We start from the raw sequence: 13,321 nt of genomic DNA on the forward strand, positions 1-13,321 counted from the left end.
AGCTCTAGAACAGTGATGAAAGGAAGCACAATGAACAAAGCAGAAATTATCAACGAGTTATGTCAGTACCTTGAAACAGAAGTAGAAGATTTTTGCCGAGAAACGCATCTAGACACTTCATTCTCTCGGTTGGGTTTGGACTCAATGGGGCACGTCCAGCTAAGCGCGATACTCGAAAAACATACTGGGCAAGAGATCGACCCTACGCTTGGCTTTGACTATCCAACCATCAACTCACTGATCAACCATCTTTTCAGCACAGCCGAGGAGCCAGCCAATGCGTTATGACTCCGTAATTATCGGCGCTGGACAAAGCGGCTTATACGCAGCGAAAGCACTGGCAGAAAAAAACAAACATTATCTTGTGTTAGAACGTGATGAGGTTGGCCAGCAGTGGCAGCAACGTTTAAACGGAATGCAGCTATTCACTTCTCGACGGTTTTGCGCATTACCTGGGTTCGTTTTCCCTGGCGACCCTCAAGGGTACCCGACGACTGAAGAAGTCGCAGCCTATTTAAAAAACTATGCGCGTATGTTCAAACTCAATATCCAACCGCGTACTCGGGTCGTTTCCGTCATTCAAGAGAAGGGGGGATTTATCATTACCACGGACACGGGTGCACGCATTGAGACAAAGACCATCATCAACGCCACGGGCTCAAATCAACAAGTCAATATCCCTAGCCTTAGCGAAGGATTATCTAATCAAGTCCAGCAATTCACCGCTGACGTGATCAACCTGGGTTCCATTAAAGATGGTTGGCGAGTCGCCATTATTGGTGATGGTGCAAGTGGCAGACAAATTGCCGCTCAGCTCGCATCGCGTTGCAGCGTCAGCTTAGCTTGCGGCCAACGTCGCAGCCTGCCGCCAAATCGAGTATTAGGCAAAGATATTTTCTGGTGGCTTTCAAAGCTTGGGATCATATTTGCTGGTAATGGCACTTTAGTGAGCAAAGTCCTTAAAAAGCGTAACCCCCTGCCCCTTGGGAACTACACCAATAACAAATTAAAAAAAGTGGGCGTTACTATCTGCCAGCGCCTCACTGAATGCCAAGAGACGACTCTACAGTTTGCAAACGGCCATCAACAACAAGTCGATGCCGTGATTTGGGCAACAGGGTATCAGGATGACGCCAGCTGGTTACACATCGAAGGTTGTCACGATGAAAATGGCTTTATACAGCAAAATGGTCAATCACCCACCGAAGGATTATTTGTGATTGGTCGAAAATGGTTAAGCTGCCGCGCGTCTGAACTCATCATGGGGGTAGAGCGAGACGTCGACCATGTGATGACACTCGTTGAAAGACAGTTATTGAAAAATCAGGAGGTAGAATCATGAGCTTTCTGATATCCAAATTGTTCGATAATACATGGGCTAGAGTGCTGTGTGTTGCCAGTCTTGTTCTTGTTATTGTTTCAGGAGCTGGGCTCACTAAATTAGGTTTGGCGACCGATTACAAAATTTTCTTTGACGAAGACAGTACTGATTTGGCCGTACTGGAAAAAATGGAAGAAGAGTACAGTGCTTCTGACAATATTTACGTCATGCTCAAAGCCCCAACCAGCGTCTACACACCTGAATCACTTTCGTTGTTGCATCAACTTACCGAACAGCTGTGGACGTTGCCTTATGTGTCTCGAGTCGATTCACTCACCAACTACCCTTATAGCCGCGCTGAAGATGACGATATTGTCATTGATAACTTCATTTATGAAGCTGAGCAAATCACGCCAATGTTCGCCGAATGGTTGGCCAAAACAGCGCCCAATGAGCGCGATCTCTGGGGGGCACTCATTAACGCCAACCCACAATATGCGGGCACCAACATCACCGTTCAGTTACCCGGCATCGCTCCTCAACAAGAAATCTTAGAAGTGAGTAACGCCGTCGACTCGCTGGTTAATTCGCTTCGCCAATCACACCCAAATCATCAGTTCTTTACGACAGGCATCGTCTCGATGAACAGTGCCTTCATCAAAGCGGCAAAAAAGGACTTCATTACTCTCATTCCACTAATGATGGTCATCATTCTCGCGATGTCTGCCGTTATTCTGGGATCATTTAAAGCATCACTGTCTATTCTCGCGCTTATGTTGCTCACTTTTATTGGCGCTTTAGGGGCGGCTGGTTGGAGTGGCATTCAGCTGTCGGCACCATCGATTACAGCACCGATCATTATGTTTACCGTCATTGTCGCCTCTGCTATTCACATCATTAATGCCGTTAAACGTGGCATTATAATTGGCGAAACCCAGCGACAAGCGGTTATCTCTGCATATCAAACTCATGGAAAGCCCATAATCGTCAGCCATGTCACAACGATTGCTGGCTTTCTTGCAATGAACTTTAGTGACTCTCCTCCATTTCGAGATCTCGGTAATATCGTTGCGCTAGGCGTCGCTTTTTCACTGCTACTGTGTTTCACGGTACTACCAAGTATTTTGATGCGACTGAGTATCAACAGTCGTTCCGGTAGCGTTACAGGGATTATGAAGACGGTTACTGGATTGGCACATTGGGTCATTGCTCATCAAGTTAGTGTTCGTCGCTGGATGGTACCTAGCGCGCTACTTTTAGCCATGACAAGTTTCCTCAATCAACCCAACGACGATTTGGTTAAATACTTCAGCAAAGACGTCCCATTTAGGGCTGATACGGAAACCATCGATGAGCAGTTTTCGGCTATCTATAACATTGGTTATGCCTTTAACAGCAATACGCCAAATGGGGTGTTCCAGCCTGACTTTCTCACCTTTATTGAGCAATTTGATTCGTGGTTACAACAGCAGCCCGAAGTGCGCGTCACCGACAGCTTATTGTCGAGAATTAAAGATCTCAATCAGCTGTTAAATGGAGACAGACCAAGTTACTACACTATCCCAGAAACGGCAGAGCTTGCTGCTCAGTATTTCTTACTGTATGAAATGTCTCTGCCTTTTGGGCAAGACATTACCCATCAACTCACTTTTGATAAATCAGCACTCAAGCTGACCGCAAGACTGCACAATATGAGCTCGGTCGAAGTGATTGCATTTGAGCAGCGAGTGGAAACGTGGCTAAGTAAACACGCTCCCTCGACCATAGACTATCAATACTCAAGTCCTGCTTTGATTTTTGCTCACATTGGCCAAAGTAACGTAATCAGCTTGTTAGAAGGTGCGTTGCTCGCCTTCATCGTCATCACTATAACCATGACCAGCCTATTTCGCTCTGCCTATATTGGTGCACTAACCCTTATTCCTAACCTACTACCTATCGGTGCCGCCTTTGGCTGTTGGTATGTGCTCAATGGTCAAATATCGATGGGGCTTGCCGGCGTCACAGCCATGGCTATCGGGATTATTGTCGATGATACGGTTCACTTTCTGCACCAATATACTCATGGACTCAAACAAGGGCTTACACCAGAGCAATCCATTATCAACACCTTTGAAACCACCATGAGTGCGATTGTCATTAGTTCATTGCTACTCGTCATTGGTTTTATGCTATTGGCGACCTCATCGTTCGAAAAAAATGCACAAATGGGGCTACTCACTGGATTAACTATTGTACTCGCATTGCTGTTCGACCTGCTGGTTTTGCCCGCTATCGTCCTCAAATATCTGCGACGTTTGCCTCGCCTTCGCACTTCTCATTATTCACTACAAACCCCCTCTACCAATAAAGGAGACGTATGATGTATCACAGAACCTTGCCTAGCACTCTCTTACTCAGCACTCTCGCTATCACCAGCTCGCTCTCCTTTGCTAGCAATGATGAAGTTACAGCTCAAAAAGGCAGAGAGATCGCCATTGAGATAGACAAACGAGATCGAGGTTTTTTTGATAGCTCAGCCGCTGTCGAGATGGTTTTAATCAATAGAAGTGGTGATAAAACCCTCAGAGAGCTGACTTTTAAGCGCCTTGAGAGCCAAGAAAGTGCTGACAAATCGCTCATCCGATTTGGGTTTCCTGCTGACATCAAGGGGACTGCTCTACTTACCCACCCTAAACTGAATGACTCCGACGATCAGTGGCTATATCTACCTAGCTTAAATCGAGTAAAGCGCATTTCTTCAAGAAATAAGTCAGGAGCATTTGTTGGCAGCGAATTCTCATTTGAAGATATGACCGATAAAGTTGTTGATGATTTTACCTACCAGTACATCGATACCAAGCCTTGTATCGATAGCAACCCTTCTTTCGACAAAAATACGCTGTGTGATGTCATTGACCGATTTCCTGTCGACACACAATCTGGCTATACCAAACAACGCGTTTGGGTTGATCAGCCACATCGTAGAATCGTTCGAATTGATTTTTATGATCGCAAGAAAACGCACTTAAAAACCATGATGGCCAAAAACTTCTCCCTATTTGCAGACAAATATTGGCGCCCATTAAACGTTGAGATGATAAACCTACAAACCCAACGTAAAACCCAGCTCAACTATTCCAATATTGAATTTCAACAAGGACTATCCGATAACGAGCTCAGCCGACGTGCCTTAAAGCGGGGGAAGTGATCAATGAAAAAAGCTTGGTGGAATGGCTTGGCCATGTGGTGTGGTCTGGCTACTCCCGCTATGGGTTCAATTGACTCAGGTTACTATGATCTGTCTATCAACAGTTACTGGTTTGCTGAGCCGTTGGTTCAACGCTTACCTACGGGCTCACAAAACTCGCTATACCAATTTTCTTACGGCTTCCAAGGGCAAGCCGACTGGCAAGGAGAGGTGAGTGAGATACCTTGGCGAGTTGAATTATTCGGAAACTGGGATAATCAAGATCCCGATCGTCGATACTGGGACATTCGAGAAGCGCATCTGACCAAGATAATAGATAGGTTTGAATTCACTGCAGGGATCGGGCGTGAGTTTTGGGGCGTCTCTGAGTCCATCAATGTTGTCAACGTCATTAACCAAGCAGATCTTGCAGAAAGCTTCGATGGTAAGACAAAATTAGGGCAACCAATGCTTAAAGCCTTGTACGTTGCTGATAGAGTCGACCTTAGCCTTATCTATATGCCTGTTTTTAGAGAGCGTCTCTATCCGTTGCGACCCAATGCCGGGCTGAATATCTCCGATGATGCTCGATATGAAGATGGTAAAAAGCAAGGCGGCTGGGCGGCACGTGCTAAGTTCTATGCCAACAATAGTGAGTGGGCAATAGGTGCCTTTGCTGGCACTCGACGTGTACCGCTTCTCAAGGTTGATCCCAGTACAGGAACACTACTGCCGTATTACATCCAAACCAAAAATGTGTTGCTTGATGCTGTCTATGTGGGGGATGTGGTATCGCCAAAGCTTGAGCTAAAAATCGGTAATGAATTAGACAGTCACTTTGCTGCACTTAATGTGGGTATTGAATATCGTCCTGAGTGGTATTTAGAGAACTTCAATGATCTCACACTGATTAGCGAGTACTTGTACGATTCCCGTGATGACACGTTAGAGAACCATGGTCAAAACGATCTATTTTTAGGTATGCGCTCAGAAATCGGAATCGATGGCGAAGTAAAAGCACTGTTTAGCTATGATTTAAGCTATGCAAGCCAATATCTTGAGCTTAGTTTCCAATATCGCATTAATGACTACGTACGACTAATGAGCAAAGCCACAACCATTCTGAAAGCCTCCATCGATGATATTTCTTTGTATCCCTATCGCAATGAGGACTTCCTTCACGCCAGTGTACACGTCGCATTTTAGGGGGAAGAGATAGTAACAACACTATACAAGTTCATGTAGACGGAATGAATACCACTGAACCTATTCACTGCTAAGGTGGATTTACCGCAGCCATCCTTTTGACGAACAAGAAAAATAATCTTTCAAACTACAAAACTTACGCAAGTTAAGTAACTTACATAAGTTACTTAACCATTAACAAAATAAAAGTTATAGTGCATCAGGTTTTTCGATCCATAAAGCAACTTCTTGTAACTCATAAAATACGTCTTACACAAACTAAATATTATCGATCGCGCACACATCCGCCGTAACATAAGTCACTGTTTTAATTTTGTATTGTGATGGGCTTGTTTATCAAATAAAGGAGCCTGTAACGCAGACACGTTAAGGACAGTTGAACCTTTGTACTGTTGGCGCAGTAACAAAGAAAAACCATAAGGAAGTGATTAAGCCCCTTCATTATGCTGCTTTGGTGCAGTCGTATCAACTCATCCTCAACGATGCTCATCACAAAAAACAAGGTAACGTATTCAGCCTTTGTCGTTGCGGGGAACACTACGCCAGCGACATTAAATAAATGGGTGGTTATTGGTTTTAAGCACAATAATAAGTAACAGAATACGTGACAACGTAATGCCGTCTTGACGGGGACGCACAGCATATATGGTGCCGTTATATGCTGTGATAAACAGGTATGGCGCAATGGGTGAACATCTATCACCAATTATTGATGCTACAACACTTTGCTTAGTTGTTAGGTCTGCTTGATGTCGATACCGACACACACAAACCAACTAAGAAATGAAAGGGAGTAACGCCCCGATCTGCAGCGGTACTGGCGAACCGTGCGACTATGCCCAGCCCTAACTAATCTGTCGCAGAACAATCGCACCTGATAACGCATTACATTGAATAACCAACAGTAAATAACGTATAAGATGGAACGGATCTTGATTGATGCTTACGCATAGGTATGGCATCACCCAGCCCCCGTCTAATGAATACTATTGTCTGTACGAAATATACGGTCGTTATTTTCGTACATTCTTAATCATCAAAACATTTCAACACATCATAAAAATGTTTACCCCTTATGCTACGCAGTTTTGCTCCGCGTTTTGTCCGAAAAATTCCGACGTTGCTCGGACAGCAAACTTGCGGCTTTTCCCCGAAAATTTTGCAGACAAACAACGCAGTTACAGCAGCGATTGATGCCACTCTAAGCCTTCGGTTCGTGATAAGTATTTGCGAATCGCACAGGCTAGGCTGAGTTTTTATTTCGGGGGAAACGATGCGATTTTTAAAACTGCGTACCGACAGCAAACGCCAGCGCAAAGACGGGACACGTTATGTCACCCCGTTGATTGTCGATGCGCCGCGCAAGTTTGCCCCTAGCCATCGTCGCCAAGAAACCTGTATTCGTCGCAAAGAATGCCAACTGATCACAGGTGCCCACGATTCAGGAAAAAGCCGGTGGCTGCAGCGACTGAAAGATAACCGCCACGAGATCTGGGGTAAGAAATCCCAACCTGTTCTGCTCGAAGGACTAATGCCGCTCTCGAGCTGGATAGAAATCAAAGGGATCGACAAATGGTACAGCGAGCGCGAAACCGAAGAAGAAAGGGCCACGCCCTGGCATAAACTCAACTTGCAGTTAAAAGCCGATTTACTGGCAGATTACCTACTTGATACCCAAGCCATGTTATTCATTGATGACGCCCACAAACTAACAGGCCGTAAAGCCCAAATCGCACGAAAATGCCTGATCTCCGCCAAACTGTGGGTAATGACCAGCAGTGAAGAAGGCCGCTTACCCGCATCCATTCGCCCAATTGTCGAGCGTCGCGATCCGCAACGTACCAACCTTGAAAGTGATGTGAGCTACGACACCACCAAAGCACTGATCTGGTTTTTGGTGGCGATGTGTGTGGTTGCTGGCGCATGGGAAGCGGGTGCCGTGATAGGAGGATTACAGATGTTAGGTAGCGGAAGGAGATCAACCCGTGCTGATTAGAGCCATTATCACACTCACTTTCTTGCTAACACTTACGTCCTTACAGGCAGAAGAAAGCACATGGCCAATCAACTTACCTTGGCAACAACCGAGCGAACAAGTGCCGAACGTAAAGCCGTTTGAACTCCCCACGTTAAAAGGCGAGAGCCCTAACTTTCACACTGCCATTCCTGCGATACAAGCGGCACCCAAGGTCGATCCCGATACCATTTACAGCGTGATTACCCGTTGTTACCCCGAAAAAACCAAATTCAAAATAGACATAAACCTTGTCGCTGGCATGCGCAGCAGTGTCGATCAATACGATTCCAGCGATTGGCCTGAGATCACCGATCACTACATTGGCATTGTGGGAGAAATGCCACTGTATTCCACAACCGAACAATCGCGCGAACGTGAATGGGAGCATAAGCGCCGAGTCGCGACCGCCAAACAGGTGGCTGATTTTGTTCAAGCCTTAGCGAACCGTAACTACGCTTACCGAGAAATGGGGTTATACCTGGCGATGGAAGCCCGTTCCCAAGCGCGAGTTAAACAAGGGTTAGCCAACATAACCGAGCAGATCGGCTTTTTAGAAAAAGTGGCTGCAGCGCAGCGCGATATTTTAAAACACGAAGCTCAAGTGATAGAAAACCGCCTTGCCTTGATCTCTATGTGTGACGACAACACCAGCGAACGGGTGAACCACTACCTAAAAAAAGTCGCTTACCTACCGCCAAGCCAAAGCAAGAAACAGGATAGCCAGCAATGAAATGGCTCAACCATACCTTAATTGCTGGCGCACTGTGCGCGGTGGTTTCACCCCCACATGTAGCAGCGTGTGTGGCAGGCGCAACCGCCCCTGATTGGATGGAATACGTAGCCAAAGCATTAGGTAAGCCGGTTAAACATCGAGGACCGACACACATCTTCACCCATTGGTTAATTGCCGCGATCGCATTTACCTTTGTGTGGGATTATCACGGCCTATTTATGGCGTTTGCATGGGGTGGTGTCAGCCACATATTAACCGATGCCATGACCGTGAGTGGGGTGCCGTTTTCCCCTTACAGCGATAGACGATTTCACTTATTTGGGGGGCGATTTCGTACCGGTGATCCGATTGAATACGCCATTTCAGCTGCCGTCATAATTGCTTGTATTGGGGTTAGCCATATCACAGGAAGCGGCAGTTTTAGCCCATTCTTTTTCGATTGGGGGGGCTATTACGATGAAGGATTAATTGATGCTGCCGAGTGGAAAGCTAACCGCTTTAAACTGATTTAAGTTACGTAACTTACTTAACTTATGCAATTTACATAACTTACGTAAAAAGGATTTAATACAATGAAAATTAAAGGATTTACCTTACTTGAAACAATCATCACCATTAGCGTGTTAAGCATATTGATCGCCATGGCAGCACCAAGCTTTAGCAGCCTTTTTGCCAGTAACGCGATGAAGCGAACCTCTATCGAGTTGCGTGGCCTGATCGTTGCGGCTAAATCAGAAGCGGTTATGCGCGGCACCGACGTATACCTTCACACCGTTGGATTAACCAGCACCAAAACCCTCACCGATAACTGGTGTTTAATTGCGACCACGGATGCCACCATTACCGATTGTGATCACAGCAATACCTTGTACAAAGTTGATGGTAGCCAACTACAAGGCATGAACATTCAACGCCACAGCAGCTACGCAACAATTCGTATTGATAAACAAGATGGTAAACCTGATTTTAACAACAGCCTAGCGACAATAGATTGGATCACGTTCGAGAAAGAAACCGGCAAAGCCTTAACCATGCAAATGACATGGATGGGACGTTTATATCAATGTGGTGTTGAAGGGGAGTGGTATGGGGCTGAGGAGTGTTGATATAAAAAAGCCGCTATCTAGCGGCTTTTAATTCACAAGTTAGATTTAATGATTAATTGATATGATGCCATCAATAGTGCCAAATAATTTATCTAATTGTTCTGGCGTTACATGTTTATGACCATACGCTTGTTTAACAAAATGTTTAAAAGCTATTTCTTCACCATGCCGTCTAATAAAACGAGCAATGTCCTGTTTTTCTCTTGTATCTTTTTTACGTAAAGCTATAGATTCACACTCAGATAAAGCGACTAAAGGATCGTCAAGTAATTTATTAAAATTATCTTTAGTAATTATATACTTATTACGTTTTGCATGTTTCCTAATCTCATTTAAGCAATTAACTTCAATTGCTGTTATAGGAAAGTAACGACGTAATCGACCTATTATGGCAGACAGTCTAATCATTGAATAATCAGCACCAATTTCATAATCTGAATTGGTAACAGACTTACCATCACATAATGCGGCTAGAACAATAATATCAGTATCATTAAGATCAAGTGCTATCTGATATAAAGAAGGGGTATCTAAAAAAAGATCGTATATTTTTTGACGAGATACTTCAGGTGTGTAATCAGTCGTTAACTTTAACATTATAACTCCGAATTTAATACGCTGGGATAGATATCCCATACATTAAGTACTGGTTAGGTACATACATTAAGTACTGGTTAGGTACATACATTAAGTACTGGTTAGGTACATATATTAAGTACTGGTTAGGTACTATATTAAGTACTGGTTAGGTACATATATTAAGTACTGGTTAGGTACTATATTAAGTACTGGTTAGGTACATATATTAAGTACTGGTTAGGTACTATATTAAGTACTGGTTAGGTACATATATTAAGTACTGGTTAGGTACTATATTAAGTACTGGTTAGGTACACAGGTATTATACCACTAAGTTATTGACGTGCAAATGCAAACGGCACCATTAACGATGCACAAAAAAACCTCGCTTAAATTCGGAAAAGCGAGGTTTTTTGTTGGTGTATTTCAACACCGATTAGTTAGCCACCACAGCTAATAAATCTACAATTCTAAGGTCAGCCACCACAGCCGACGGAGGAATTGTTATCTATTAAGAGTAGTATTTCAATATGCAGACAGTTCTATAAGTTAGGTGGTTAAATATAAGCCAACACTAACATCATATTGATAAGCATCGTCAAAATGAACCGCTATTTGTAGCTGTAAAGCCTTCTATAGACATAAAAGAACACTTTTGAGCCATGATGAACCATTGGTAATAAAATCGAACCACAGTGCTTAAACAAGCAAAAAAAATATTTATCGTTTGTAGTGATTAATGAAACACCATTAATAACCAAAAGCTATCAAGAATCAAAAGAACCATATAACCAATTGTTTAATAAACATTTAATTTAAATCTAATATTTACAAGAATAAGTAATTAAAAGAGCGATTCTAATTTACGCTTCACATACTTGAATATTAAACCCAACCTCTTTCTTATACGCTTCTTGCATAACCTTTTTGACTACCTCTACTTTACTAAGAGGACATCGAATTCCGTCATGATATGGAAGTGTTGGTATACCAAGAAGAGCTAACTCAGTTAAGCAGGTAGCCATAATTTGGCTATCTTTGTTTTGAAGAGTAAGGCCAATTTTGGGGGTGTGAAATAGATGCTGAATAGGATGATGTGTTAAATCTATAGCATATGCTAAATCTTTACCTTGAGTACCAAGAGGGATCCCTTCAACAACACCATCAGACCAAGATACACCTTTCCTAGTATTTGATTTCTTCCAAGCTAATACTTTTTTAATAAAATTTGGATTGCCAGATCTAGTGATATTTGCACACCATGCACCTCTATCCTCACTATTAATAAAAGATAACATAGCAAGTTTAATTACCTTACGATCATAGCCACTGACAAGATATGGATCATTTTCGAGCTGATAACTTTCAAGTGCATACAATAAGTGAAAATGCAGCGATTTATAATCAAGTTCTACCGTTGGTTCACCATCAATAAGGATATTAGCTCGCTTCTCCTTCTTTTCTGTTTGGCTATAAAAGTAAAACCTACCGCCATGTTTAAAGTCACCATTAAATATACGGCATACAAAAGGAATGACAGCTGAGCCATCACCAAAAAAAGCTTCAGATTGTAACCACAGTTTATTGTGTAAAGCCGCTGCTTTATTTAGCTCTTTTGTCCTTTTTGATTTCTTAAATGGAACCTTATTTTTTTGTTCATCGCGGAGAATAATAAAATCTTTATCGATATCTAGATGAGTACTGATTTTTTTTGCTTTAAGCTCAAGGACAAATTGGCTTGATAGCCAAACAATTGATGATTGTTTAGTAAAGCTACTTCTAACTCCTTTTACCCCTTCAGCTTTACCTGTACCAATAAGCCAATCAACTAACTTAACTGTCATTTGACAGTCTTTGCTAGCCCTACCATAGATAACAGCAGAGTTCGACTTACTTGCTTGAATAAGGTTTGCTAATAACGTACTCAACTTTGAACGGTATTTACTATTTTTACGTTTTGGGGAAAATTCAGAACTATAAAATTCTTCTAATTCAGTATTTGGGTCTTTGTTTAAAGACCAATAATCAACTAAATGAAATTGATTCATATCTATCAAGATAACTACTTCTTATATACATATTCGCGAAGCGAATTTTTTGTTTTTAACATTGATTTTTTAGGTCTCGAAGAGACCCGAATTATTTATAAGCCTATAATCAATAACTTATAAGAGAGAAGACATACAGAAGAGACAATAACCATTGTAGGAGCTCTTAGGCATAAATTATATATAAATCAGTGAGTTATAGCAATTAAATCACACTATAGATAAACATATAATTTAGATTAACCCACCTTGCCACCCACCCAAAACACCTCTAAAATAACTGTATATATATACAGTTATTTTAACCATGATTACACTTAACACTTACGTACAGGCGGGGATCACCGGCTTTGAAAACCCCACTATTCGCTTTCGTAAAAAATCGCTAAACCTACAAACCATGTTTGTACACAGCCATTCATCTATGCGGATAATGAGCGCCGATAACACCTACAAAAAGCTAGGGATCGCCAAAGGGGATTGGCTACTCATAGACAGTGCCTTACAGCCCCTAAACAGCGACCTTGTTGTATTTGAGCAACACGGCGACAACCACATCGCACGTTGGAACCTGCTATGCCAACACATTGCCGCATCGGGCAAAGAGTGGAACGATTTACACGTATTAGGCGTGATCACCCTTTCTATCCATCACTTTAGACAACCGCCGTTATTACCATGGCACCATGACTTAACCGAACTCGACCTACACCAACTGGTAATTACCCAAGAGCATTCCACCATCTTGTGTCGTGCGGCTGGGCTTTCCATGCTGCCGTACATTTGGGACCACGACATACTCGTATTAGAGCGCCACCTCAACCCTGAGAACGAAGACGTTATCGTACTTTCATTAAACAACGATCTTGTTGTAAAGCGCGTGAACTTACACAGCAGAACCCTGTATTCAGATAACCCCAGCTTTAAGCCACAAAAAATAAACCAAGACGACTACACCCGCTTACACGGCGTAGTGCGTTACAGCCTACGATTACACCGCCCTGTTACCTTATGATTTGCTTACTTGATGGCACCCGTTTTTACGCCGAATCTTGCATTACCTACAAGCCCGCCCTAAGAAATACCCCGTTATTAGTAACAGCAGGCCAAGGGATTTCCATTGCCGCTAACCGTGCTTGCAC

Annotated in this window: 12 protein-coding genes; 10 read left to right on the forward strand and 2 right to left on the reverse strand. The window is 43.0% G+C overall.

From position 1 onward, the window contains the following. Positions 1–15: 15 nt before the first annotated feature. From BTO08_RS22190 to BTO08_RS22230, 9 genes are all read left to right on the forward strand, one after another. Positions 16–288, forward strand: coding sequence for an acyl carrier protein (locus BTO08_RS22190; protein ID WP_105062747.1), 273 nt, complete (start codon positions 16–18; stop codon positions 286–288). After that, positions 278–1,342, forward strand: a complete 1,065-nt coding sequence (locus BTO08_RS22195; protein WP_105062748.1) for a flavin-containing monooxygenase — start codon at positions 278–280, stop codon at positions 1,340–1,342. Before BTO08_RS22190 ends, BTO08_RS22195 begins: the two co-directional genes overlap by 11 nt. 206 nt (positions 1,343–1,548) lie before the next feature. Continuing rightward, complete coding sequence (locus tag BTO08_RS22200; RefSeq protein ID WP_198038543.1) at positions 1,549–3,684, forward strand: efflux RND transporter permease subunit; 2,136 nt, start codon at positions 1,549–1,551, stop codon at positions 3,682–3,684. Continuing rightward, positions 3,681–4,511: an outer membrane lipoprotein-sorting protein gene (locus tag BTO08_RS22205; protein WP_105062750.1), complete on the forward strand. Its 831-nt coding sequence runs from the start codon at positions 3,681–3,683 to the stop codon at positions 4,509–4,511. The genes BTO08_RS22200 and BTO08_RS22205 overlap by 4 nt, the downstream gene beginning before the upstream one ends. A gap of 3 nt (positions 4,512–4,514) precedes the next feature. Next, positions 4,515–5,696: a hypothetical protein gene (locus BTO08_RS22210; protein ID WP_105062751.1), complete on the forward strand. Its 1,182-nt coding sequence runs from the start codon at positions 4,515–4,517 to the stop codon at positions 5,694–5,696. A 1,273-nt stretch (positions 5,697–6,969) separates the two neighbouring features. Beyond that, the gene (locus BTO08_RS22215; protein ID WP_105062752.1) at positions 6,970–7,692 is read left to right on the forward strand and encodes a hypothetical protein; all 723 of its coding nucleotides are present in this window, start codon (positions 6,970–6,972) and stop codon (positions 7,690–7,692) included. Further along, entirely contained in the window at positions 7,682–8,443 is a 762-nt protein-coding gene (locus BTO08_RS22220) for a hypothetical protein (RefSeq protein WP_105062753.1), read from the forward strand. The genes BTO08_RS22215 and BTO08_RS22220 overlap by 11 nt, the downstream gene beginning before the upstream one ends. Further along, the gene (locus tag BTO08_RS22225; protein ID WP_105062754.1) at positions 8,440–8,958 is read left to right on the forward strand and encodes a metal-dependent hydrolase; all 519 of its coding nucleotides are present in this window, start codon (positions 8,440–8,442) and stop codon (positions 8,956–8,958) included. Before BTO08_RS22220 ends, BTO08_RS22225 begins: the two co-directional genes overlap by 4 nt. Before the next feature lie 60 nt (positions 8,959–9,018). Next, positions 9,019–9,552 (forward strand): GspH/FimT family pseudopilin, encoded by a 534-nt coding sequence (locus tag BTO08_RS22230; RefSeq protein ID WP_105062755.1) that lies wholly within the window; start codon positions 9,019–9,021, stop codon positions 9,550–9,552. Positions 9,553–9,597: 45 nt separating this feature from the next. Here the strand turns inward: BTO08_RS22230 and BTO08_RS22235 are convergent, their stop codons facing one another. Together BTO08_RS22235 and BTO08_RS22240 are read right to left on the reverse strand one after the other, a co-directional pair. Continuing rightward, positions 9,598–10,149, reverse strand: a complete 552-nt coding sequence (locus BTO08_RS22235) for a hypothetical protein (protein ID WP_105062756.1) — start codon at positions 10,147–10,149, stop codon at positions 9,598–9,600. Between the two features lie 845 nt (positions 10,150–10,994). Then, the gene (locus BTO08_RS22240; RefSeq protein ID WP_146108458.1) at positions 10,995–12,188 is read right to left on the reverse strand and encodes a hypothetical protein; all 1,194 of its coding nucleotides are present in this window, start codon (positions 12,186–12,188) and stop codon (positions 10,995–10,997) included. A 298-nt stretch (positions 12,189–12,486) separates the two neighbouring features. On the opposite strand from BTO08_RS22240, the gene BTO08_RS22245 reads away from it, so the two are divergent. Continuing rightward, entirely contained in the window at positions 12,487–13,194 is a 708-nt protein-coding gene (locus BTO08_RS22245) for a S24 family peptidase (protein WP_105062758.1), read from the forward strand. The last annotated feature ends 127 nt before the right edge of the window (positions 13,195–13,321 follow it).

This window comes from Photobacterium angustum, assembly GCF_002954615.1.
GTDB classification, from domain to species: domain Bacteria; phylum Pseudomonadota; class Gammaproteobacteria; order Enterobacterales; family Vibrionaceae; genus Photobacterium; species Photobacterium angustum_A.